Source organism: Mycobacterium sp. H4Y, from assembly GCF_000364405.1.
Classification (GTDB): domain Bacteria; phylum Actinomycetota; class Actinomycetes; order Mycobacteriales; family Mycobacteriaceae; genus Mycobacterium; species Mycobacterium intracellulare.
Window position 1 is genome coordinate 1,508,373 of record NZ_AKIG01000001.1, and the last position, 21,575, is coordinate 1,529,947.

The 21,575-nt window shown below is 67.7% G+C and carries 17 protein-coding genes and 1 tRNA gene; 14 read left to right on the forward strand and 4 right to left on the reverse strand.

The window, feature by feature from the left end; genetic code table 11:
• Positions 1-63 precede the first annotated feature (63 nt).
• The 4 genes from W7U_RS06750 to W7U_RS25075 all read left to right on the forward strand — a co-directional run bounded on the left by W7U_RS06750 (position 64) and on the right by W7U_RS25075 (position 5,408).
• Positions 64-396, forward strand: a complete 333-nt coding sequence (locus W7U_RS06750) for a hypothetical protein (RefSeq protein WP_008256199.1) — start codon at positions 64-66, stop codon at positions 394-396.
• Between the two features lie 108 nt (positions 397-504).
• Positions 505-1,959: an FtsK/SpoIIIE domain-containing protein gene (locus W7U_RS06755; RefSeq protein WP_008256200.1), complete on the forward strand. Its 1,455-nt coding sequence runs from the start codon at positions 505-507 to the stop codon at positions 1,957-1,959.
• Entirely contained in the window at positions 1,956-3,575 is a 1,620-nt protein-coding gene (locus W7U_RS06760; RefSeq protein WP_008256201.1) for a replication initiator, read from the forward strand. Before W7U_RS06755 ends, W7U_RS06760 begins: the two co-directional genes overlap by 4 nt.
• Before the next feature lie 186 nt (positions 3,576-3,761).
• Positions 3,762-5,408, forward strand: coding sequence for a recombinase family protein (locus tag W7U_RS25075; protein WP_008256202.1), 1,647 nt, complete (start codon positions 3,762-3,764; stop codon positions 5,406-5,408).
• Here W7U_RS25075 and W7U_RS06765 read toward each other — a convergent pair.
• Positions 5,390-5,475 (reverse strand) — tRNA-Leu (locus W7U_RS06765). The genes W7U_RS25075 and W7U_RS06765 overlap by 19 nt on opposite strands.
• 130 nt (positions 5,476-5,605) lie before the next feature.
• Between W7U_RS06765 and W7U_RS06770 the strand changes: the two genes are divergently transcribed.
• Both W7U_RS06770 and W7U_RS06775 read left to right on the forward strand, forming a co-directional pair.
• Entirely contained in the window at positions 5,606-6,961 is a 1,356-nt protein-coding gene (locus W7U_RS06770; RefSeq protein ID WP_008256203.1) for a M20/M25/M40 family metallo-hydrolase, read from the forward strand.
• A gap of 36 nt (positions 6,962-6,997) precedes the next feature.
• Positions 6,998-7,528, forward strand: a complete 531-nt coding sequence (locus W7U_RS06775; protein WP_008256205.1) for a YbhB/YbcL family Raf kinase inhibitor-like protein — start codon at positions 6,998-7,000, stop codon at positions 7,526-7,528.
• A 2-nt stretch (positions 7,529-7,530) separates the two neighbouring features.
• Here the strand turns inward: W7U_RS06775 and W7U_RS06780 are convergent, their stop codons facing one another.
• The 3 genes from W7U_RS06780 to W7U_RS06790 are packed head-to-tail and all read right to left on the reverse strand — an operon-like array spanning position 7,531 to position 9,934.
• Positions 7,531-8,595: a quinone-dependent dihydroorotate dehydrogenase gene (locus tag W7U_RS06780; protein ID WP_162130210.1), complete on the reverse strand. Its 1,065-nt coding sequence runs from the start codon at positions 8,593-8,595 to the stop codon at positions 7,531-7,533.
• Between the two features lie 32 nt (positions 8,596-8,627).
• Complete coding sequence (locus tag W7U_RS06785; RefSeq protein WP_008256210.1) at positions 8,628-8,897, reverse strand: DUF5703 family protein; 270 nt, start codon at positions 8,895-8,897, stop codon at positions 8,628-8,630.
• Positions 8,894-9,934, reverse strand: a complete 1,041-nt coding sequence (locus W7U_RS06790; protein ID WP_225336872.1) for a hypothetical protein — start codon at positions 9,932-9,934, stop codon at positions 8,894-8,896. Before W7U_RS06790 ends, W7U_RS06785 begins: the two co-directional genes overlap by 4 nt.
• Positions 9,935-10,070: 136 nt before the next feature.
• Here W7U_RS06790 and W7U_RS06795 point away from each other — a divergent pair, with 136 nt between their 5' ends.
• From W7U_RS06795 to W7U_RS06830, 8 genes are all read left to right on the forward strand, one after another.
• Positions 10,071-10,373 (forward strand): hypothetical protein, encoded by a 303-nt coding sequence (locus tag W7U_RS06795; protein ID WP_008256218.1) that lies wholly within the window; start codon positions 10,071-10,073, stop codon positions 10,371-10,373.
• 74 nt (positions 10,374-10,447) lie between these two features.
• On the forward strand, positions 10,448-11,200 hold the full coding sequence (locus W7U_RS06800; protein ID WP_008256220.1) for a histidine phosphatase family protein: 753 nt from the start codon (positions 10,448-10,450) through the stop codon (positions 11,198-11,200).
• A 61-nt stretch (positions 11,201-11,261) separates the two neighbouring features.
• Positions 11,262-11,849 (forward strand): DUF3090 domain-containing protein, encoded by a 588-nt coding sequence (locus W7U_RS06805; RefSeq protein ID WP_008256222.1) that lies wholly within the window; start codon positions 11,262-11,264, stop codon positions 11,847-11,849.
• Positions 11,833-12,648, forward strand: coding sequence for an SCO1664 family protein (locus tag W7U_RS06810; protein WP_263646723.1), 816 nt, complete (start codon positions 11,833-11,835; stop codon positions 12,646-12,648). Before W7U_RS06805 ends, W7U_RS06810 begins: the two co-directional genes overlap by 17 nt.
• Before the next feature lie 75 nt (positions 12,649-12,723).
• Positions 12,724-13,491: an inositol monophosphatase family protein gene (locus W7U_RS06815; RefSeq protein WP_085976493.1), complete on the forward strand. Its 768-nt coding sequence runs from the start codon at positions 12,724-12,726 to the stop codon at positions 13,489-13,491.
• 163 nt (positions 13,492-13,654) lie between these two features.
• Complete coding sequence (gene mshC / locus W7U_RS06820) at positions 13,655-14,890, forward strand: cysteine--1-D-myo-inosityl 2-amino-2-deoxy-alpha-D-glucopyranoside ligase (RefSeq protein WP_008256229.1); 1,236 nt, start codon at positions 13,655-13,657, stop codon at positions 14,888-14,890.
• A gap of 498 nt (positions 14,891-15,388) precedes the next feature.
• The gene (locus W7U_RS06825) at positions 15,389-18,097 is read left to right on the forward strand and encodes a LuxR C-terminal-related transcriptional regulator (RefSeq protein ID WP_332478483.1); all 2,709 of its coding nucleotides are present in this window, start codon (positions 15,389-15,391) and stop codon (positions 18,095-18,097) included.
• Positions 18,098-18,559: 462 nt separating this feature from the next.
• Positions 18,560-21,193: a LuxR family transcriptional regulator gene (locus W7U_RS06830; RefSeq protein WP_008256231.1), complete on the forward strand. Its 2,634-nt coding sequence runs from the start codon at positions 18,560-18,562 to the stop codon at positions 21,191-21,193.
• The last annotated feature ends 382 nt before the right edge of the window (positions 21,194-21,575 follow it).

The following is a 21,575-nucleotide window of genomic DNA, read 5'->3' on the forward strand; positions in this document are numbered from 1 at the left end:
CATCGCGCTGTCCTAGATCCAGTCACCACACGTCGGTGACAACGATCGGAAAGGACAGAACAGATGAAACTCAAAATTGACACCACTGCGGTGTCGTTTATCTGCACGAAAAACCCCGAGCCGCGGACCGATTTCGGCACCGGGCAGCCCAAAATCGATAAGGCCACCGGCGCGGTGCTGCATACGGTGCAGTTGATGGCGCTGGACGTCGATGGCGGGGACGTGTTGTCGGTGACCGTGCCTGGTGCTCCGAAAGTCGCTGTGGGCCAGCAGGTATCGGTGACTGGTTTGGTGGCACTGCCGTGGTCGCAGGACGGCCGCAGCGGTATCGCGTTCCGTGCTGAGACGATCACCACCGCCGAGGGCGGCAAGCCGGGTTCCACGCCGCGCCCGTAACCGCCAGGGAACCATCCCGGCAGCCACTAACTGCTCACGTTGGCTTTGAGCGCTGCCGGGGTGGTTTCCCGACTCCCGCATTCTTTTTCACGAAAGGCAGAAGTAGTCGTGTCGAACACAAACAACAAGAACAACACCCAATCCTCTGGTGAGGATTGGGTCGGTGAACTTATCTGGTCAATCCTGGTAGCGGCCGGGCGGCTGCTGTGGTGGGGTGCACAGTTCCCGTTGCTCGGTGCCCCGGTCGCTGTCGCGGTCGGCGTGGCGTGCTGGCAGGGCCTGAACGCCGGATTCCTCACGCTCGTAGGTTTCATCGCCCTGTACACGCTGTGGGGATTCGTCGACGAGAATAGTCTGCAGCGGTGGGTGATCGACCCGCCCACCCACTATGCGCAGACCTGGTGGCGCTACCGGCGCCGCTGGGAACACGTCTGCAGCCTGCACGGGTTGACCACCAAACTCGTTGACCGCCAACTCATTCCAGCACTACTTGGGGTGTATATCGGCGACTTCACCGACATACTTGCGGTGCGGGTGGTGACCGGTCAATCGATCAGCCACTGGCAGCGCCAAGCCGACGCGTTGGCTGCCGCGTGGACGGCCGACCGGATCACCATCACCGCCACAGCACCCGGTGAAATCCGGATCACGATCATGCGCGGCGACGTGCTCGCGGAACCCGTCGCCCTGCCCATGCCCGAACCTGGTGCGACGGTGAACTTGTTGGCCATCGGCGTCGGAGTCACCGAGAACCGGGGCGTGTGGCGGCTGCCGATCCTCGGGCATCACGTGCTGGTGGCTGGGGCCACCGGTGCGGGTAAGGGCAGTGTGTTGTGGTCACTGATCGCCGGTCTAGCCCCGGACGTGAAGAGCGGGCGCGTCCGGTTGTGCGTGATCGACCCCAAGGGCGGCATGGAACTCGGTCCCGGTGCGTCGATGTTTTCGTTCTTTGCCCATGACGTCACCGGCCAAACCCTGGAACTGCTCCGTGCGTTGGTCATGCTGATGCATGAACGCGCCAACCGGCTACGCGGGCACGCCCGCCTACACACACCGACCACGGCCGATCCGTTGTTCGTGGTCGTCATCGATGAGATCGCGGCGCTGACCGCCTACGTCACCGACCGCAAGATCAAGACCGAAATCGAACAACTGCTAGGGCTGCTGCTCTCGCAGGGCCGCGCGGTGGGTATCTCGGTGGTGGCGGCGGTGCAGGATCCGTCCAAAGACACCCTGCCCGTGCGGCAGCTGTTCACGGTGCGGATCGGGTTGCGCCTGACCGAGGCATCGCAAACGGCCATGGTCCTGGGCCAGGGTGCCCGCGATGCCGGGGCCGAATGCGATCTAATCCCCGACGGCACACGCGGGGTCGGCTACATGATGATCGATGGCACCGCCCACCCGGTCCGCATGCGCGCGTTCTGGGTAACCGATGCCGATATCGCTTATCTGGTGCGCGCCTTCCCCGCGCGGCGCACACGCTCATCCCAGGCTAGGGAGGCCGACAGCGAGAACACCACCGGCACAGACGGCGACAGCGGCAACCGTTCGGGGCACCAGTGAGCGCCGTCCACGAAGCAGGGTGCCCGGCAATCACGCTGCCGGGTCTTCCCGCCGACATCGACCACCATCGCGTGGTCACCGAAATGATGCGCCGTGCCTGCTCGCCGGGATTCGACACCTGGTGGCGGCGCGCCGGATCAGTCGGTTTCTGCGCCAACCCGATCCAACTCACCGGTACTGACGAGTTCGGCCGCGAAAGAATCGTGTGGGTGCGGTGCAACAACCGCCGTGCCACCGTCTGCCCCTCCTGCTCAGACCTGTACGCCCGCGACACTTGGCAACTCGTCGCCGCAGGAACCACTGGAGGCCGCCACAACATCACCCCCGCCGTGGCCGACCGTCCCCAGGTATTCGCCACGTTGACCGCGCCCAGCTTCGGTCCTGTCCATGGCAGCACAGGCAGCGTCTGCCGTGACCACCGTATGATGGGTGGCCACAAGCAATGCCCACACGGAAAACCCATGTGGTGCCGCATCATCCATGATCGCACCGACCCCGCGGTCGGGCAACCGCTGTGCGCCGAGTGCTACGACTACCTCGGGCACGTCCTGTTTACCTGGCACCTGCCCGAACTATGGCGGCGTTTCACCATCGCCCTACGACGCAATCTCGCCAAACACCTCAAAGCTGCTGGCATTGCACCTGGCTCGGTGAAAGCCAGTTTTGTCAAGGTCGTCGAAATGCAGGCCCGTGCGATCCCCCACATTCACGCCCTCATCCGCCTCGATCCCCCCGAAGGCCACGCCGGTACCGCCACCGCCGGCTCACGTGACCAGAGCGATCACGGCCCCGCCGCCACATGTGGTGGTGGGGAGCCCCGTTCGGCAACCGGCCCTGTCTGGGAGCCGCCGATAACTGCCGCCGAACTCGCCGCCCTTATCCAGCACGCCGCCCGCACCGTCACTCTCGACGTCCTGCACCCCGACACCAACCGCCAATCCGACAATCCCAACAAGTCTCACGACACTGCGCCACTGGTGGTCCGGTTCGGCAGGCAGATCGATACCCAACCACTGGGAACCCAAAACCACGCGGTCCCAACAGAATCAGATACACACATCGCCATGAGTCGGACGTCGCCGCGCCGAGTCGCCGGATACCTAGCCAAATACGTCACGAAATCCCTACAAGACTTCGGTGTCGCTGCCCGCCGCCTATCCGCTGAAGCCATCGAGGACCTGAACGTCACCGACCACATCCGGGCGATCCTGACCACCATCGCCCACCTGGCAGACCAAGCCCACACCCTCGGTATCGATGCCTTGGCAGGGATCGGGCGTTGGCTACACACCCTGGGCTACCGAGGACACGTCACCACCAAATCCCGCCGCTACTCGGTCACCATGGGCGCGCTACGCGCCATCCGCGCCACCTGGATTCGAGAACAAGTCGCCAAAAACTGTTCACCACAACACTATTCACCACTCGATCTAGCCGAGCAAAGTGACCAGGTGGGGTGGGAGTTCGACCGTGCAGGACACGCCACCTCCGGCGACCGCACCCTCGTCTACTCTGCCGCCCTCCAACGTATCGACACCCGCCGCATCGGACTGGTAGAGGCCCGTCGCCAAGCCCGCGACGAACAATCGGATCTGCCAGGGGGACCCGATGACTGACAACTCCCGAACAGCACATTCTCGCTCCGAGTGCGACGCTCGACTCGATGCGCCGACCCTGTCAGAGGAGGGTGTTGAAGTTGACGTCGCCGACCACTACCGAATTCCGCGCGAGGCCAACCGCGCGCTGGTACACGTCATAATGGCTGTGCGGGACCGGATGCTTGGATCAGGGAGGGGAGTGGCATGAGCCTGAGGTTCGCCTTCTATGGCCGAGTGAGCACGGAGGACGCTCAAGACCCGGAGGCGAGCCGCAGCTGGCAGAAGCGGCGTGCCATGGACCTGATCACTCCGCACGGCGGAGTCCTCACCGCTGACTACTTCGATGTGGGACAGAGCCGTTCGCTGCCATGGAAGCGCAGGCCAGAGGCGTCACGGCTCCTTGCAGATGTCGCTTGTAGTGACCGTAGCTTCGACGCCGTAGTGATCGGGGAACCTGCCCGTGCGTTCTATGGGCCGCAGTTCGCGCTTACTTTCCCGGTGCTCACGCACTACGGAGTGGGCCTGTGGGTGCCGGAGGTTGGCGGAGCGGTCGATCCCGGCTCCGAGGCGCATGACTTAGTGATGACTCTTTTCGGCGGCATGAGCAAGGGAGAGCGCGCCCGCATCCAGATGCGTGTCCGTACGGCGATGTCGGCACTTGCGCAGGACACGGCCAGATATCTCGGTGGTCGACCGCCGTACGGTTACCGGCTCGTCGATGCCGGCTCGCACCCAAACCTTGCCAAGGCAAATCTTGGGCAGCGGCTTCACCGCCTCGAACCTGACCCCGCGACATCGTCGGTCGTCGAGCGGATCTACCGCATGTACGCCGACGGAGCGGGCCTGCGCTACATTGCGCAACGGCTCACCGACGATGGTGTGCCGTCGCCGAGCCAGTATGACCCGGCGCGGAATCGTCACCGTGACCCGCGAGGTTGGTCTCATTCGGCGATCCGCGCCATACTTGACAACCCGACATATCTCGGTGTCCGCGTTTGGGGCAAGCAGGAGAAATACGAGGTCCTGGTAAACCCTGACGACGTCGCTGCCGGGTATGAGACGCGTATGCGCTGGCGTGATCAGGCAGACTGGATCGCACCGGACCGCCGCACACACGAAGCGCTGATCCCTGACGATTTGGCTCAGGCTGTTCGTCTTCGTACGCAGGCGCGGCGTGGTCCCGGTCTCGTCTGCAGCAGAGAATCGGCGGTGCCGTACGCGCTTCGCGGGATGCTGTACTGCGCCGTATGTGGACGGCGGATGCAGGGCGCTGCTCGAGTGGGGAAGCGAGCAACCCGGATCCTCTACCGTTGTGAGCTAGGTAGGTCGCGTTCTGTACCTGCGGAACTGACTGATCACCCGCGTACGGTCTACCTCCGCGAGGACGCCGTGACACCTCGACTCGACGAATGGATCGCCAGCCTGGCCGATCCGGAAGACCTGGCGCGCGGGCAGGAGGTGGACCCGGCAGCGGGAGCTGGCTACGCCGCCTTGCAGCGCCAGCTCAGCGAGGCGAATGGCAAGGTTGCTGCTTTGATTACCGCAGTAGAGTCTGGTGTGGCCGTTGAGGACTTGACCGCTGCATTGCGCCGTCGCACCGCCGAGCGCGACGAGCTGATGGCCCTTCTTGAACGAGCCGAGAGACCCCGCGCCATGTCTGCTGCACAGATTAGCGAGTTGGTCGAGGAGTTGGGCGGGCTGTCAGCGGTGCTTGGTGAGGCAACCGGGGCGGAACGCGCTCAGGTGTACGCGAGCCTGGGTCTGCGTCTTGATTACGATCCCCATCTGCGACGAGTCAAGGCGACGGCCGACTTGAGTCGTGTCGCCGGATGTGTCCGAGGGGGGACTTGAACCCCCACGCCCATTAGTAGGGCACTAGCACCTCAAGCTAGCGCGTCTGCCATTCCGCCACTCGGACAAGGCCAAACCAGCATGGGTTGGCAGCTAAGGCTATCGGATTGCCTGCCGCGAACCCAATCCGACTCCTCGTGACGCCGCGATGCTCGGCATCGGGCCGTCCGGCCGCGGCAATGGTAGGAAAGGGGGTTGTGACCATTCAGAGCGGGGCGACCGAGGAGCCGACCAACCCGAGTGACGACGTCGTCGAGGTGGTCAGCAAGCTGATCCGGTTCGACACCACCAACACCGGCGAACCCGAGACCACCAAGGGCGAGGCCGAGTGCGCCCAATGGGTCGCCGAGCAGCTCGCCGAGGTCGGCTACGCCCCCCAGTATGTCGAATCCGGCGCCCCCGGCCGCGGCAACGTCTTCGTCCGCCTGCCCGGCGCCGACCCCTCGCGTGGTGGCCTGCTCATCCACGGGCACCTCGACGTGGTGCCGGCCGAGCCCACCGAGTGGAGCGTGCACCCGTTCTCCGGCGCGGTCAAAGACGGCTTTGTCTGGGGCCGCGGGGCGATCGACATGAAGGACATGGTCGGGATGATGATCGTGGTGGCCCGGCAGTTGAAGCGGGCCGGCATCGTCCCCCCGCGTGACCTGGTCTTCGCGTTCATCGCCGACGAAGAGCACGGCGGCACCTTCGGGGCGCAGTGGCTGGTCGACAACCGGCCGGATCTGTTCGACGGGGTCACCGAGGCGATCGGCGAGGTGGGCGGGTTCTCGCTGACCGTGCCGCGCCGCGACGGGGGAGAACGTCGGCTCTACCTGATCGAGACGGCCGAAAAGGGGCTGTCGTGGATGCGGCTCACCGCCCGTGGCCCCGCCGGTCACGGGTCGATGGTGCACGACCAGAACGCCGTCACGGCCGTCGCCGAGGCCGTCGCCCGGCTGGGCCGGCACCAGTTTCCGCTGGTGCTGACCGACACCGTCGCGCAGTTCCTCGCGGCCGTCAGCGAGGAAACCGGGCTGACCTTCGACACCGAGTCGGGCGACCTGCGGGGAGCGGTCGAGAAGCTGGGTCCGATGGCCCGCATGCTCAAGGCCGTGCTGCACGACACCGCCAACCCCACGATGCTCAAGGCCGGGTACAAGGCCAACGTCGTCCCGGCGATCGCCGAGGCGGTGGTGGACTGCCGGATCCTGCCCGGTCGCAAGGAGGCGTTCGAGGCCGAGATCGACGAGCTGCTCGGGCCGGACGTGACCCGCGAATGGATCAAGGACTTCTCGTCCTATCAGACCAGCTTCGACGGTGACCTCGTCGACGCGATGAACGCCGCCGTGCTGGCGCTCGACCCGGACGCCCGCACCGTGCCGTATATGCTCTCCGGTGGTACCGACGCGAAATCCTTCGCGCGCTTGGGTATTCGCTGTTTCGGCTTCAGCCCGCTGCGGTTGCCGCCGGACCTGGATTTCACCGCGCTGTTCCACGGCGTCGATGAACGGGTACCCATCGACGCGTTGCGGTTCGGCACCGACGTGCTGACCCACTTCCTGACCCACTGCTAGTTGACGAACGCAAGCCGATCACCCGAGAGGACCGCCATGAGCACTGCGCCCGACCCATACGCATCGCTGCCCAAGCTGCCGACGTTCACGTTGACCTCGCAATCGGTCACCGACGGTCAGCCCCTGGCCAAGCCCCAGGTCAGCGGCATCATGGGCGCCGGTGGTGAGGACGTCAGCCCCCAGCTGAGCTGGTCGGGATTCCCGGACGGGACCCGCAGTTTCGCCGTCACCGTCTATGACCCCGACGCGCCGACGGCCTCCGGGTTCTGGCACTGGGCGGTCGCGAACCTGCCCGCCGACGTCACCGAGCTGGCCGAGGGCGCCGGCGACGGCAGCAACCTGCCCGGTGACGCGCTCACGCTGGTCAACGATGCCGGGCTGCGCCGCTACCTCGGCGCCGCGCCGCCGGCCGGGCACGGCCCGCATCGCTACTACATCGCCGTGCACGCCGTGGACACCGACAAGCTGGATCTGCCCGAGGACGCCAGCCCGGCCTTCCTCGGGTTCAACCTGTTCCAGCACGCCATCGCCCGCGCGGTCATCCACGCCACCTACGAACAGAAGTAGGCTCAGCCCCGAGCCGCCGCGCCGACCGCCTCACTGAGCGAGGCGAACCCCCCGTCGTGCAGCCGCCGGGCGACGCCGTCGTGAATCTGCTTGGCCCACAAGCCTCCTCCGTAGATGAAGCCGGTGTAGCCCTGCAGCAGCGAGGCGCCCGCGGTGATCCGCTCCCAGGCGTCGTCGGCGTTTTCGATGCCGCCGACGCTGATCAATACCAGGCGGTCGCCGACCCGGCCGTAGAGCCGGCGCAGGACCTCGACCGCGCGGCGCGCCACCGGCGGCCCGGAGATGCCGCCAGCGCCCAGCTCGTCGACGCCGGGCGTCCGCAAACCCTGCCGCGAGATCGTGGTGTTGGTGGCGACGATGCCGGCCAGGCCCAGCTCGACCGCCAGGTCCGCGATGGCGTCCACGTCGGCATCGGAGAGGTCCGGCGCGATCTTCACCAGCACCGGTGTGGTCGTCTCGGCGAGCACGGCCGACAGGATGGGCCGCAGCGACTCGACCGCCTGCAGGTCACGCAGCCCGGGGGTGTTCGGCGAGCTGACGTTGACCACCAGGTAGGAGGCCAGCGGGCCCACCAGCCGCGCGCTCGCCCGGTAGTCGTCGACTGCCTGATCGGCCGGCGTTGCCTTCGTCTTGCCGATGTTGACCCCGATCGGCACCTCCGGCCGCTGGCGCGCGAGCCGCATCGCGAGCGCGCCGGCGCCGAGGTTGTTGAAGCCCATCCGGTTGAGCAGGGCCCGGTCGGCGGGCAGCCGGAACATGCGGGGGGCCGGGTTGCCGGGCTGCGGGTGGGCGGTGACGGTTCCGACCTCGGCATGCCCGAAACCCAGCGCGCCCCAGGTGAGTACGCCCAGTCCGTCCTTGTCGAAGCCGGCCGCCAGGCCCAGCGGACCCGGGAAACGCACCCCGAACACCGTGCTGGCCAGCGCCGGATCGGTCGGGCCCAGCAACCGGCGCAAGGCCCGGCGCGCCCAGGCGACGGCCGTGACGCCGCGCAGGAAGCCGAAGACCAGCGTGTGAATGCGCTCGGGCGGGATCACGAAAAACAGCTGCCGCAGCAGGCCGTACAGCCGGTGGCCGCCCGCGCGTGGCCGGTCGGGTGTCACAGTTGCGGCTGGTCGGGCCGCCGCCCCTCGTAACCGGTACCGTCCAGGCGAGACTTCTTGCGGCGCAACAACACTCGTCTGCTGCCGTCGTTGTAGAGCCGCACCCTGGTCAACTCCCAGCCGCGGTATTCGGCCTCGATGGACAATCGGGTCGACGCGCTGACCCGGGTCACTTCCGGGGGTAGGCGCAGCGGCACCCATTCGTATTCGTCGGACATCTCGGTGTCCCAGCCCGCGGGCAGGCGGCTGTGCCGCGCCGCGGTCAACGCCTACCCGCCGCGTGATCGATGACCTGAACTCCCGCACCGGATCCCGACACCACGTACAAGGTGTCCGACGCTTCGTCGAAGGCCAGTGAGTTGGGTTGCTGCACGGTCGGGTAGCGCACCTTTTCGACGGGGATTCCGGTGGACAGGTCGTAACCAATGACGATATTGGAAACGGTCTGCGAAACCCAGGCTAACGCGCGGGAACCCGCCAGGCCGTAGGGCGCCTGCGACACCGGGTAGGCCTGCCGCAGGATCAGCGGGTCCACGCCGTAGACCAGCAGCTGACCGCCGCGGGTGTCGGCGACCAGAACGCGGCCCAGCGCGTCGGCGGCCATGGTGGTGGCGCCCCGGCCGGCACGCAGGGCCTGCTGGACGTGGCCGTCGGCGTCGATCGTCGTCACCGACGTCTGCCCGCGATCCAGCACCACCGTCGTATCGCCTTGTGTGACAAGACAATCGACGCGCGCGAAGACCTTGTTGCGACTGGCGACGCTCGCGGCGCTCACCGCGCCCGGCTTGGGGGAGGCGAGGGTGTAGACGGCGCCGTCGGCGCTGCCCAACACGAGCCGGCCGTCGGCGCGTCGCGCCACCGCGGTGAACTCGGTCTGGGCCGCGTCGCTCACGCTCACCTGCGCCGTGTGGCCGGTGGACAGGTCGACCGCGAAGTAGCCGCCGCGCGCGGCCAGATAGGCGGTGCCCTGGCCGTCGTCGGTCAACGCGCTGGCCGGCCCCGGCAGGTCGACGACGCGCGGCGGGGCCTGCGCCTCACCGAAAACGGTGATGCTGCCCGGCGCTGCCGGGTCGCTGCCCGGCGCCAGGACCGCCAGCCGGCGGGTGCCGGCATCGAACACCGCCGCGGCGGCATGGGCGGGCAGCGGCCGCACCGCGCCGGCCGGCGACTGCGACGGCGGCGGCGACACGGCCGCCGCCGCGGGTTCGATGGTGCGCGGCGCGCCGGCGAGCGGATTCGACGAGCAACCGACCGTCGCACCGAGCAAAACCGCGAGGCTCAACACACCGCCTTGAGCTGCCAGCTTGTGGCGCCATGGTCGTGACAGCAAGTGCTTTCCCTCGTGGTGCGGCGGTGGAACACAAATTCTAAGGAACGAGGTCGGTCCCACAGGGCCATGCTGCCCGCGTCTGGCCGGACCGGCGAGGTATCGTCGGCTCATGGCCGTCACCGCTGACCGTCATATGACGCAGAAAGAGTTTGCTGTCGAAGACATGTCGACAGGCATTTTCGCTAGCGGATACGGACAAGTCGGTGATGGGCGAAGTTTCTCGTTCCACATCGAGAACCGATCACTTGTCGTGGAAGTTTACCGGCCACGCCTGGCCGGGCCCGTTCCGCAGGCCGACGAGGTGGTCGCCACCGCAGTCCGCAGCCTGGTCGATATCGATCTCACCGACGAGCGCAGCCTGAGCGCGGCGGTGCGCGACTCCGTGGCGCACGCGGAGCCGGTTTCCCGGTAGGGCGCCCGGGTCGCCGGCGTCGGTCCACTCAGCTCCGGTCGCGGGGCCGCGTACCGGGTAGCGTCATGGTCGACATGACCGTCATTCTGCTGCGACACGGCCGATCCAGTTCGAACACCGCCGGCATCCTCGCCGGTCGTTCGGAGGGCGTCGACCTCGACGACAAGGGCCGCGAGCAAGCCGCCGCGCTGATCGACCGGATCGGTGATCTGCCGATCCGCGAGTTGATCACCTCGCCGCTGTTGCGCTGCCGCCGCACCCTCGAGCCACTGGCCGACGCGCTGTGTCTCGCGCCGCTCGTCGAAGACCGGCTCGCCGAAGTGGACTACGGGGAATGGACCGGCCGCAAGATCGGCGAGCTGGTGAGCGAGCCGTTGTGGAAGGTCGTGCAGGCCCATCCCAGCGCGGCGGTCTTTCCCGGTGGCGAGGGTCTGGCGCAGGTGCAGGCGCGGGCGGTGGCCGCCGTCCGCGAGCACGACCGCCGGCTGGCCTCAGAGCATGGTGGCGACGCGCTGTGGGTCGCTTGCACTCACGGTGATGTCATCAAGGCGGTCATCGCCGACGCGTACGGCATACACCTGGACGGGTTCCAGCGCGTCACCGCCGACCCGGCGTCGGTGAGTGTGATCCGGTACACCGAACTGCGCCCGTTTGTGTTGCACGTCAACCACACCGGCGCGCGGCTGGCCGCCGCACTGCGGGCCGGACCGCCGCCGAAGGAAGAGGCAACGGCGGAAACCGACGGGCAGTCCAACGGCGAGGCGCAGGCACCACCGGCCGCCGGGGCGCCGTCCAGCGACGCCGTGGTCGGCGGTTCGACGGATTAATTCGACTGCCACCACTATCGGATCGCACGGCGACGGCAACAGCCGGTATTTTGGAGGTGCCATGTCCCGCGCAATTCACGTCTTCCGCACCCCCGACCGCTTCGTGGCCGGGACCGTTGGCCAGCCCGGAAATCGCACGTTCTACATCCAGGCGGTGCACGACGCGCGCGTGGTGTCGGTGATCCTGGAAAAGCAGCAGGTTGCCGTACTGGCCGAACGCATCGGTGCCCTGTTGCTCGAGGTGAATCGCCGGTTCGGCACGCCGGTTCCGCCCGAGCCCGCCGAGGTCGAGGACCTCAAGCCGTTGATCACGCCCGTGGACGCCGAGTTCCGGGTCGGGACCATGGGTCTGGGCTGGGATTCGGAGGCCCAGACCGTGGTGGTCGAGCTGCTGGCCGTCACCGACGCCGAGTTCGATGCGTCGGTGGTGCTCGACGACACCGAGGAGGGTCCCGACGCGGTGCGGGTGTTCCTGACGCCGGAGTCGGCGCGGCAGTTCGCCAGCCGCTCCAACCGGGTGATCTCGGCCGGGCGTCCGCCGTGCCCGCTGTGCGACGAACCGTTGGACCCGGAGGGACATATCTGCGCGCGCGCCAACGGCTATCGGCGCAATGCGCTTCTCGGGTCTGACGATGACCCCGAGGTGTGACGACCATGAGGTGTTGCGCAACGGCGAGCTGACGGTCATCGGACGGATCCGCTCGGCCAGCAACGCCACCTTCCTGTGCGAATCGACGCTCGACGAGCGCGCGGTGCACTGCGTCTACAAGCCGGTCGCCGGCGAGGCGCCGCTATGGGACTTTCCCGACGGAACGCTGGCCGGCCGCGAGCGGGCCGCATACCTGGTGTCGGCGCAGTTGGGCTGGAACATCGTGCCCTACACGATCATTCGCCACGGGCCGGCGGGCCCGGGCATGTTGCAGCAGTGGGTGCAGCAACCCGGCGACACGGTGGACACCGAGCCGCGGCCGGGCCCGGATCTGGTCGACCTGTTTCCCGCGGGCAAGGCCCAGCCCGGCTACCTGCCGGTGCTGCGCGCCTACGACTACGCCGGCGACGAGGTCGTGTTGATGCACGCCGACGACATTCGCCTGTGGCGGATGGCGGTGTTCGACGTGCTGGTCAACAACGCCGACCGCAAGGGCGGCCACGTCCTGCGCGACCTCGACGGCCACATCTTCGGGGTCGACCACGGTGTGTGCCTGCACGTGGAGGACAAGCTGCGGACCGTGCTGTGGGGGTGGGCCGGCAAGCCGATCGACAGTCAGACGTGCAAGGCCGTCGCCGGCCTCGCCGAGGCCCTCACCGGCTCGTTCGGCGACGAACTGGCCGAGCACATCACGTCCGCGGAGATCGCCGCGCTGCGCATGCGCGCGCACGCGCTGCTGGACAATCCGGTGATGCCGGGACCCAACCGGCATCGCCCGATCCCGTGGCCGGCTTTTTAGCAGTGATCGCAAGCGCGGCACGGCGTCGGCGATACTGAACCGGTGAGCCATGCCCCCGACGACGAGTCGGACGAGATGACCGATGCCGCGCTGGCCGCCGATCTCGCCGCCGAAGCGGGGGAGTTATTGCTCAAGGTCCGCGACGAGGTCGGGTTCGGCTATCCCTGGGCGCTGGGCGACGCGGGTGACAGCCTGGCGAACGACCTGATCCTGCGGCGGCTGCGCGTCGAGCGGCCCGGCGACGCGGTGCTCAGCGAGGAGGCCTACGACGACCTGTCCCGGCTGCAGCACGACCGGGTGTGGATCATCGACCCGCTGGACGGCACCCGCGAGTTCTCCACGCCGGGCCGCGACGACTGGGCGGTCCACATCGCGCTGTGGCAGCGACCCAGCGATGGCCAACGCGAGATCACCGACGCGGCGGTGTCATTGCCCGCGCGTGGCAACATCGTCTACCGCAGCGACACCGTGACGGCCGGCGCCGCCCGCGCCGGCGTCACCGACACCATCCGCATCGCCGTCAGCGCCACCCGGCCCCCGGCGGTCCTGCACCGGATGCGGCAGACGCTGCCCATTCAGCCGGTCGCGATCGGCTCGGCGGGCGCCAAGGCGATGGCCATCATCGACGGCGACGTCGACGCCTACGTGCACGCCGGCGGCCAGTGGGAGTGGGACTCGGCCGCCCCGGCCGGGGTGGTGATGGCCGCCGGGATGCACGCCTCGCGGCTCGACGGATCGCCGATGCGCTACAACCAGCTCGACCCGTACCTGCCCGACTTCGTCATGTGCCGCGCCGAGCTGGCCCCGATCCTGCTGGGAGCCATCCGCGACGCCTGGCGCTAAGGGTGGGCGATTCCGGGCAGCTTCGTCGACGCGCTGTGCTGATTGCGCGCCTCCTCCGCGGCCCACTGCGCGGGCCGCATCGTCGACGCGCTGGGGCTGATTGCGCGGCTCCTCCGCGGCCCACTGCGCGGGCCGCTTCGTCGACGCGCTTAGGCTGATTGCCATGCAGTCGTGGTCTTCCCCACAGGTCCCCGTATTGGCGGGGCGCGGCCCGGAGCTTCGGCTGTATGACACCTCTGACCGGCAGGTGCGCCCCGTGGCGTCCGGGTCGACCGCCACGATGTACGTCTGCGGCATCACCCCGTACGACGCGACCCACCTGGGCCACGCCGCAACCTATCTGGCGTTCGATCTCATCTACCGCCAATGGCTGGATCTCGGCCACGACGTCCACTACGTCCAGAACGTCACCGACGTCGACGACCCTCTGCTGGAGCGCGCCGAGCGCGACGGCATCGACTGGCGGGAGCTGGCGCAGCGCGAGGTGTCGCTGTTCCGTGAGGACATGACCGCGCTGCGCATGCTGGCACCCCGCGAGTACGTCGGGGCGACCGAGGCGATCGCCGAGGTCGTCGAGCTGGTCGAGAAGATGCTGGCGTCCGGGGCGGCCTACGTCGTCGAGGGCGAATACCCCGACATCTACTACCGCGCCGACGCCACGCCCCAGTTCGGCTACGAGTCGGGCTATGACCGAGAAACCATGCTGCGCTTGTTCTCCGAGCGCGGCGGCGACCCGCAGCGGCCCGGCAAGACCGATCAGCTCGACGCCCTGCTATGGCGGGCGGCGCGGCCCGGGGAGCCCAGCTGGCCCTCGCCGTTCGGCGACGGACGGCCCGGCTGGCACGTCGAGTGCGCGGCGATCGCCCTCAGCCGCATCGGCAGCGGCCTGGACATTCAGGGCGGGGGCAGCGACCTGATCTTTCCGCATCACGAATTCACCGCCGCGCACGCCGAATGTGTCCGCGGCGAAAGGCGATTCGCGCGCCACTACGTGCACGCCGGGATGATCGGCTGGGACGGGCACAAGATGTCCAAGAGCCGAGGCAACCTGGTGCTGGTGTCGACGCTGCGCGCCCAAGGCGTCGAGGCGGCGGCCATCCGGCTGGGCCTGCTGGCCGGCCACTACCGCGGCGACCGGTACTGGAGCCAGCAGGTGCTCGACGAGGCCGTCGCCCGGCTGCAGCGCTGGCGCACCGCGACCGCGCTCCCGACCGGCCCCGACGCCGCCGACGTGATCGCGCGGGTGCGCCAATATCTGGCCGACGACCTCGACACGCCCAAAGCGCTTGCGGCGCTTGATGGTTGGTCAACCGATGCGCTCGAGTACGGTGGCCACGACGCCGAGGCGCCCCGCTTGGTGGCGACCGCGGTCGATGCGCTCCTGGGCGTGGCCCTGTAGTCGCGGTAAACCTATCGCGAGGAAAACCGCTCGCACGTTCTGCAACCTCTAGCGGAGTCGACGCGAAAGTCGTGCATCTGCGGACGGCGCCTGAGCCGATTCAAGCCGTTCCTATGAGTTTGCTAAGGGGGCCTCGGCCGGTGCCCCGGGAAACTTATGAAACAGCTGTACAATCAGCATATTTAATTTACATATGTGTGAATTGAGGGGTAGAAAATAATTTGCTGTCCGCGGCCTACCCGAGTATATTTCAAGTAATACTGGTTCTAGAGGGGTGAGGTCCCGTGCGTACGAGGAGCGGGTCAGCTCGGTGGATATCGGGCAGACGGCGAGGCTGACCGGCAAGTCGCGATCGTAGTCGGCGGCACAAACAACGTGTGGCGGCTACCGCTGGGCCGTGCCGGCCCCGATGGAGATTTACGACCGAACCCACGGAAGCTGCCTGATATGTATGCACGAAATACGCGCACTGCGCCCTTGAATTAAGTAGGGCTTCAGATGCACGGGGGTAGGGGGTCAGCGTGGCCTGTAGTTGGGCGCGATGTCGAGTTGCGACGATCGCTGGGGGCGCTCAGTAACGGCGAGTTCCAAGGCGTCGCGTTGGTCGGCGACAGTGGCGTGGGCAAGTCGACGCTGGCGCGGATGCTGGCGAAGACGGTGGAGTCGGCGGGGCGCACGGTGCGATTTGCGCTGGGCACTCAAACGGGTCGTGCTGTGCCGTTGGGCGCGTTTTCTCGCGCGGTGAGCCTTGGGGTGGCACACGAGCCGGCGATCATGCTGGCCGCCGCGCATCACACCTTGAGCCAGGACAAGAACCTGGTGGTGGTGGTCGACGACGCGCAGCTGCTCGATCCGCTGTCGGCCACCTTCGTCAATCAGCTTGCGGCCGGCCGCAGCGCGAAGTTGATCGTGACCATCCGGTCCGGCGATTCGGTCTTGGACGCGGTGACCGCATTGTTGAAAGAGCGCCTGTTGCTGACCGTTCACATCGATCCGTTCACGCGCGAGCAGACCGAGCTATTGGCCTGTGCGGTTCTGGGTGGTCCGGTAGACCCACGCTTGGTCGACGAGTTGTCCGAGCGCAGTGCGGGAAACCTGTTGCTCCTACGCGGATTTCTGACCGCCGGCCGCGAAAATGGGGCCCTGGTTCAGGGCGAACACGGCTGGCAACTCCAAGGCCCGCTGCGCGCAGATCGCGAACTTTACGACGTTCTGGAGTTTCAGCTGCGCTCGCTGACCCCAGCGGAGCTGGAGGTCGTGGAGATCTTGGCCACCGGCGAGGTGCTGGGGTGGGAGGTCCTGCGGGAGATCTGCGATGCCGACGCGATGGCGAACCTGGAGCGTCGTGGTCTGATCCAGTTGGTCGCCGACGGATCCCACGCTCTGGCGCAGTTGAACAACCCGATGCTTGGTGAAGCGGCGACCCGCCACGCCGGGATGGTGCGCATCCGGGAACTCAACGGCGAATTGGCGCGAGCCCTTCAAAAGCAGCAGCGGGCAGGGAGCCGGCTGCCGGGGTTGCCCGGCCCACAGGGACGAATTCGGCTGGCCCAGTTCATGATGCGAAGCGACCTACAGCCCGACCTGGAGATGGTCATCAAGGCGGGGATGGACGCGCTGGCGATGTCGAATGTGGGGTTGGGCGAGGAGTTGGCGAGGTTCGCGGTCGATCGCGGCGGCGGTCTGCCGGCCGCTCTGGTGCTCGCCGAGGCGGTGAGCTGGCAGGGGCGCGGCGAGGAGGCCGACGCCGTGCTCGTCGACGCCGAGCCCGACGGCGGCGACGAGTGGCTGATCGCGCGGTGGGGCTGCTTGCGCGCTGCCAACTTGTACTGGGGTTGCGGGGACGTCGAATCCGCCACCCAGGTACTCGATGACGTGAAAAAGCTTGTCTCGTCCGAGTTGTGCCTCCGCCTCATCAACGGGCTGGAGGTCTCCATGGCGTACTTCCGTGGCGACGTAGAGACGACGATCGAACTCGGGCCGGGCCTATGCCAACCCGATGCACTGCCGATGGCGACCGTGTGGGCGGTTTTCCCGACATGTTGTGCGTTGGCGGGAGCCGGGCGGTTTTCCGAGGTTCCCCGCTTGGCGGCCATCGGGGCGCGCGCGGCCGAGCTGTGCGGATTGGGACCGCATCGATTCAACATCGGCATGGCCGAGGTCATGGCGGCGACGGCCGCCGGCGACTATCGGGCGGCGGAGCAGATCTACGAGCGTTACGCCGCGATGGCCGCCGGCCTTCTTGCCGCGGAGGCCATGGTCGACGCGATGCTCGGGCTGGTGCAGGTAGCCCGCGGTGAGCTGGCGTCAGCGTGCGCTGTATTCACCAATGCCACTGCGGTATTCGCCCAGGGGTTTCCGTCGCCGTGGCTGATCGTGGTGGCCGCCCTCCATGCCCAGGCCGAGGGGGCGCGGGGCGACAGTGCGGCGGCCGCCGCGGCGCTGCGGCGAGCGGAGAAAAACTACGGACCGCATGTCGCGGTGTTCCTGCCCGAACTCGAGCTCGCCCGGGCCTGGGAACGGGCAGCTGCCGGTGACACGTCGGCCGCCCAAGCGCAAGCGACGCAAGCGGCGCAGATCGCGCGAGCGGCCAAGATGCATGCGGTGGAGATGCGGGCACGCCACACGGCCGTGCGCTTCGGCGATCCTTCGCAGGCCACGCCGCTGGAGAAACTCGCTCGTATCCTGAACACCCCGTTGGCCGCGGCGGTCGCCGACCATGCCTGCGCTCTGGCGAAACACGACGGTGCCCTGCTCGATGCCGCTGCGGGTCGGTTCGCTGATCTCGGCGCATTGGCGCTTGCCGCGGACGCGTGGGCGCAGGCGGCGGGCGAGCATGGCCGCCGAGGCGATCGCGGCAAGAAATTTGAGTCGTCGACCCGGGCGCACGCTTTGGCGAGCCATTGCGAGTTGCACACACCGGCGGTCGAGAGCGCGGCACGCCCACTTCCCTTCAGCGGCCGTGAGCGCCAGATCGTCATGCTGGTCGCGGCCGGTTTATCCAACCGGCAGATCGCCGACCAGTTGGTCATCTCGGTGCGCACGGTGGAGGGACACCTGTACCGGCTTTTCGCCAAACTCGGGATCAACACTCGCGAGCAGCTCATCTGCCTGATGCGCAGGGAGCCGTCCATGCGAAGCGAGTTGTCACGTCGCGGCGACGAGTCGCTGCGTTACGAGCGCCACGATCACCCGCGGACCGGCTGAGTCTTCGTCGGCAACCGATCGATTCGACGGGCCGCCACTCGATCTCCAGGCGCGCACCACTCGACTTGTATCCGGATTCCGGCGATGCCTGCTCGAGGGACCATACCCTCCGGCACATGAGTGGCAGTCGCAAGCGCGCGGTCGCGATCGTTAATCACGATGTCGGCCCGTCCGTACCCGCAGAGACGGCCTCGCCGTGGGAGTCGCCGACAGTCGAGGACCGACGCGCATCGGAGCCGTTGGCGCCGGCCTCGACTTCGTTGGACGCCTTCAGGCTTTATCTGGCGGGCGCGCGGTCCGGGTTTGTGTAGCGGCGGCCCAGGGCGTCGTCCGGTGGACGACAACGGCACTGGCTCGCGCCCGTCACGGACCAGCAGCAGTCTGGCCGCGACGTCGCCGGCTGGGGGGAGCGGGGAGATACATCGTTTGACACAGAGGGCAAATGGGTCGACGTGGCCCATCGTGGGACGCGATGCGGAGTTGCGCCGGTCGCTGGCCGCGCTGAACAACGGGGACTTCCACGGTGTGGCGCTGATCGGCGACAGTGGCGTGGGCAAGTCGACCTTGGCGCGCATGCTCGCGAAGACGGTGGAGTCGGCCGGGCGCACGGTGCGATTTGCACTGGGCACCCAAACGGGCTGGGCCGTGCCGCTGGGCGCCTTTTCGCGCGCGGTGAGCCTCGGGGTGGGGCATGAACCGGCAATCATGCTGGCCGCCGCCCATAACACCCTGAGCCAGGACAAGAACCTGGTGGTGGTGGTCGACGACGCGCAGCTGCTCGATCCGCTGTCGGCCACCTTGGTCAACCAGCTTGCGGCCGGCGGCGGCGCGCGGTTGATCGTGACGATCCGGTCCGGTGAGCCGGTGCTGGACGCGTTGACGGTGTTGCTGAAAGAGCGCCTGTTGTTGACCGTTCACATCGACCCGTTTACGCGCGAGCAGACCGAGCTATTGGCCGGCACGGTTCTGGGTGGTCCGGTCGACCCGCGACTGGTCGACGAGTTGTTCGAGCGCAGCGCCGGAAACCCGTTGCTACTCCGGGGCTTTCTGACCGCCGGCCGCGAAAGCGGGACCTTGGTTCACGCCGAGCATGGCTGGCAACTACAAGGCCCGCTGCGGGCGGATCGCGAACTGCGCGACGCTTTGGAGTTCCGGTTGCAGTCGCTGACTCCAGAGGAGTTGGAGGTGGTCGAGGTCTTGGCCACCGCCGAGGTGTTGGAGTGGGAGATCCTGCGCGACATCTGCGATGCCGACGCGATGGCAAACCTCGAGCGTCGTGGTCTGATCCAGTTGGTCGCCGACGGAACCCACACCCTGGCGCAACTCAATCACCCCATGCTCGGTGAAGCGGCCACCCGCCACGCGGGGATAGTGCGCTCGCGGCAGCTCAACGGCATCCTGGCGAAAACCCTTCGGAGGCACCTGAGGGCGGGCGGGCGGCGCTCGCACCTCGCCGATCCGCGAGGCCGAATCCGGTTGGCTCAGTTCATGTTGCGCAGCGACCTGGAGCCCGACCTAGAGGTGGTCATCGATGCGGCGGCCAGCGCACTGGCGATGTCGAACGTGGCGCTTGGTGAGGAACTGGCCAAGTTCGCGGTCGAACGCGGTGGTGGCCTGCCGGCCGCGCTGGTGCTTGCCGAGGCGGTGAGTTGGCAGGGGCGCGGCGAGGAGGCCGAATCCATTCTTCTGGACGTCGACCTCAGTGACGCCGACGACTGGCTGATCGCGCGGTGGGGCTGCCTGCGCGCCGCCAACTTGGCGTGGGGTTGCGGTGACGCCGAAACCGCGACGCGCGTAGTGGCCGAGGCGAGGCAGCGCCTCGTGGCCGAGGGCGCCCTCCAGCTGCTCGCCGCGCTGGAGATATCAATCGGGTTCTTCTGCGGCGACATTGAGACGACGATCGAGCTCGGGCCGCGTCTGTGCGAGGCCGACGTAGTGCCGATGGCGACCGTGTGGGCGGCCGTCGCGACATGCGGCGCCTTGATGGCGGCCGGGCGCTTTTCCGAAGTCAGCCGCATCGCCGCTGCCGGTGTGCGCGCGACGGCACTCTGCAGGGCGGGCGCGCAGCGATTCGCCATCGGAATGGCCGAGGTCATGGTCGCGACCGCGGCCGGCGACTACCCGGCGGCCGACCGAATCCATAGGCGCTACGCCGCGCTGGCCACCGGTCTCCCCGCGGCGAAGGCCATGGTTGACGCCATGCTCGGGCTCGTGCAGGTGAGCCGCGGCGAGCTGTCGTCGGCGTGCGCCACACTTGACCGATCCATTTCGCAGCTGTCCCAAGGCTTTCCGTCGCCGTGGCTGCTGGTGGTGGCTGCCCTGCTGGCCCAGGCCGAGGGGGCGCGGGGCGACGGCGCGGCGGCTGGCGCGGCGTTGCGGCGTGCGGAGGAAACGTATGGACCCCACGTCGGGGTGTTTTTGCCCGAACTCGAGCTTGCCCGGGCCTGGGAGCGGGCAGCTGCCGGTGACACGTCGGCCGCCCAATCGCATGCGATGCAGGCGGCGCAGATCGCGCGAGCGGCCGCGATGCACGTGGCGGAAATGCGGGCGCGCCATGCCGCCGTTCGCTTCGGGGACCGGTCACAGGCCACCCGGGTGGATGAGCTCGCCCGAATGCTGGGCTCTTCATCGGCGCAAGCGGTCGCTGACCAAGCCCGCGGTCTGGCGCAGCACGACGGTGATCTGCTCGATGTCGCCGCGCACAAATTCGCCGATCTCGGTGCGTTGGCTTTTGCCGCCGACGCGTCGGCCCAGGCGGCCGGCGAGCATGCCCGGCGCGGCGAGCGGCGCAAGGAGGTCGAGTCGTCGAGCTGGGCCCATGCTTTGGCGGGCCAGTGCGGCGTGCGTACACCGGCGCTCGAGGCCGCGGCGCGCCCCCTTCCGTTCAGTGGGCGTGAACGTCAGATCGTGCTGCTGGTCGCGGCCGGATTGTCCAATCGTCAGATCGCCGACCGGCTGGTTATTTCGGTGCGCACCGTCGAGGGACACCTGTACCGGCTTTTCACCAAACTCGGCGTCAACAATCGCGACCAGCTCGTTCAGCTACTGAACCTGGATTGGTCCGCGACGCACGACGACGATTCGAGCACGTCATGACGACGGTTCCGCGCCGGCGGATGGCCATCGAACAGGCCGCGCTGGCCGCTCAAGCCGACCTTTCCCGGCCCGGCTACCGCATTTGCGGGTCCATCGCCGCGGGGGAGCCGTAGCCCGTCGTCTGCGGCACGTCCGGCTGTCTCTCCTGCGGCCGTCAACACAGGCCGGCGCCCGCGTCTTCGCCGAACAACAAAGGCAGCAATATCGCGAAACACGCTGCAGCAGAATCAAATCCGCGCTACCACGCAAAATCTCGGCGAACTCTGCCTGCCGCTACCAAGGGTCACTCTCGTAAATCGCGCTCACCACTCTATGTGCGCGTCCGGACTACGCTACCCGGCTTGATAAGGCCGACAACAGGATTGAAACCCATACGCTCCCG

Excerpts from the sequence above, each read along its gene's own strand:
- W7U_RS25075 (WP_008256202.1), top strand. The coding sequence starts at position 3,762 with ATGAGCCTGAGGTTCGCCTTCTATGGCCGAGTGAGCACGGAGGACGCT.
- W7U_RS06805 (WP_008256222.1), top strand. The coding sequence starts at position 11,262 with ATGTCCCGCGCAATTCACGTCTTCCGCACCCCCGACCGCTTCGTGGCC.
- W7U_RS06750 (WP_008256199.1), top strand. The coding sequence starts at position 64 with ATGAAACTCAAAATTGACACCACTGCGGTGTCGTTTATCTGCACGAAA.
- W7U_RS06825 (WP_332478483.1), top strand. The coding sequence starts at position 15,389 with ATGCACGGGGGTAGGGGGTCAGCGTGGCCTGTAGTTGGGCGCGATGTC.
- W7U_RS06775 (WP_008256205.1), top strand. The coding sequence starts at position 6,998 with ATGAGCACTGCGCCCGACCCATACGCATCGCTGCCCAAGCTGCCGACG.
- mshC (WP_008256229.1), top strand. The coding sequence starts at position 13,655 with ATGCAGTCGTGGTCTTCCCCACAGGTCCCCGTATTGGCGGGGCGCGGC.
- W7U_RS06810 (WP_263646723.1), top strand. The coding sequence starts at position 11,833 with ATGACCCCGAGGTGTGACGACCATGAGGTGTTGCGCAACGGCGAGCTG.
- W7U_RS06795 (WP_008256218.1), top strand. The coding sequence starts at position 10,071 with ATGGCCGTCACCGCTGACCGTCATATGACGCAGAAAGAGTTTGCTGTC.
- W7U_RS06815 (WP_085976493.1), top strand. The coding sequence starts at position 12,724 with ATGACCGATGCCGCGCTGGCCGCCGATCTCGCCGCCGAAGCGGGGGAG.
- W7U_RS06800 (WP_008256220.1), top strand. The coding sequence starts at position 10,448 with ATGACCGTCATTCTGCTGCGACACGGCCGATCCAGTTCGAACACCGCC.